This window comes from Methylobacterium sp. WL18, assembly GCF_008040015.1.
In the GTDB taxonomy this organism is placed as follows: Bacteria; Pseudomonadota; Alphaproteobacteria; order Rhizobiales; family Beijerinckiaceae; genus Methylobacterium; species Methylobacterium mesophilicum.
This window is the reverse complement of sequence record NZ_VRVD01000834.1, coordinates 1-1723: the sequence shown is the minus strand read 5'-3', so window position 1 is coordinate 1723 and position 1723 is coordinate 1. Positions and strand designations below refer to the sequence as shown.

The window sequence follows — 1723 nt, the reverse complement described above, 5'->3', positions numbered from 1 at the left end:
ACCGTGGAGCGGGCCGCGTCGATCGCGATGGCGGCCGCCGACAGGGTCCTGGCCTCGGTCGGCCGCTCCAGGGCGTGCTTGGCGATGTCGCCGGCGAGGTCGTCGATCTCGCGGGCCAGAGCGGCGAGGCGCTCGGGCTCGGTACGGCCGCTCCCCTCGGTGTCCTGGACCTCCTGCCGGATCGCCAGGAGCCGGTCGGTCGCCTCCTCGATCCGCTCGCGCCGCAGGCGGGACAGGCGCTGCCCGACCCACGCGAAGGCCGATCCGATGCCGCCGCCCAGGAACGCGACGAGGTAGATCCAGGTCTCGTAGCGCTCGACGAAACTCTGCTGCTCGCGCTCGAAATAGTCGACCGCGCCCGGATGGATCGGCAGCCGCGCGCTGGTGGCCCCGGCCGTGCTCTCGTAGGCGGGAGCCTGGACGTAGTCGGCGGCGGGCGCGACGTTCGCCATGCCGCTGCGCAGCTCGAACAGGTGCTGGGTCACGTCCGCCGCCACGGAGCGGGGCAGGCTGGAGCGCGCCATCAGCCGGTAGGACGCCCCGACCGTGTGGACGTCCGCCTCGGGCACCTTGGGGCTGCCCCCGAAGGTCTCGGCCGGCATGCTGACCATCTGGAGGCGCGGCATCCGGGCCACGATGGCGTCGGCATTCTCCACGTCCACGAACGCGACCTTGCGGCTGCGGCTCGCCGCCTGGACGCGCTCCACGATGCGCTGCGCCGTCGGGGCCGTGGGGGCGATCACCGAGACGACGGCGTCGACCTGCTTGCCGGTCAAGGCATTGGTGAGGTCGGCCTCGCCGACTTCCACGAGGGCGACCTGCCGGGGCGGCGGCGGTCCCGTGATGTCCCGGCCGGCCAGGGTCAGGCCGTAATGGGCCAGCATCGACCGGATCAGCGTCTCGTCGGCATCCCGGTGGGCGAGGATCGCGAGGCGCTTGCGGTCGAGATCGGGGAACTTGGTGATGCCGGACGCCTCGGGCGAGGCGATGATCATGGCCTGATCGCGCAGGATGGCGAGGGTCAGGCCGTTATCCGGCAGCGCGACGTCGGGGCGGACCACCGCCAGGTCGGCGCGGCCGTCGCGGAGCGCCTCGGCGCTGTCGCGCACGTCGTCGAAGGGCAGGATCTTGAGGCGGATCTCCTTGTGCCGCTTCGCAAGGGCGTCGGCATAGGCCTGGATCACCGCCGGCTCGGTGCCGTCGCTCGGGGCGACCGCGACCGTCAGCACCGTGGCGCGCGAGGCCCAGTAGGCCACCGCGGCGGCGAGCCCGAGCCCGATGGCGAGCGCCAGGAAGACGACCTCCGGGCGCAGGAGAAGCTTTCCGAACCGCCTCATCGGCCGCGCCCTCCCGGGGCCTCAACAGGACGGCGCCCGGCCCCTCGGGGAGGCCGGGCGATGTCAGGGGCCGAGTCTCTCCGAACGCCCAACGGGTGCGGAAGGACGCGTCCCACGTGTCCGGATCGGGCGCGCCGTCAGCGGCCGCGGCGGGTGAGCCAGCCGGCCGCGAAGGCCAGGGCTGCGAGGCCGAGCAGCGTGCTGGTGCGGTTGCCGTCGGCGTAGCGGACCGCCTGGCGGCCGTAGACTTCCCCGCGGCGGCGGGCTTCGCGGGCGAGGTGGCGGCCGTCGTCGATCAGGCCGTCGGCCCGCTCGTAGGCGGCATGCGCCAGGTCGCGGCCGTCCTCGGCGAGATCCTCGGCCCGGTCGCGGGCGCGGCCGTAGGC

1 protein-coding gene and 1 pseudogene are annotated in these 1723 nt (G+C 74.1%); both read right to left on the bottom strand.

Annotated features, from left to right (window positions below; all coding sequences use genetic code 11):
• The coding region (locus FV228_RS28830) for a TAXI family TRAP transporter solute-binding subunit (protein ID WP_147857599.1) at nt 1-1337 on the bottom strand (1337 nt) is incomplete at its 3' end.
• A 137-nt stretch (nt 1338-1474) separates the two neighbouring features.
• Nucleotides 1475-1723, bottom strand: a pseudogene (locus FV228_RS28825) (CsbD family protein); the annotation flags it as partial.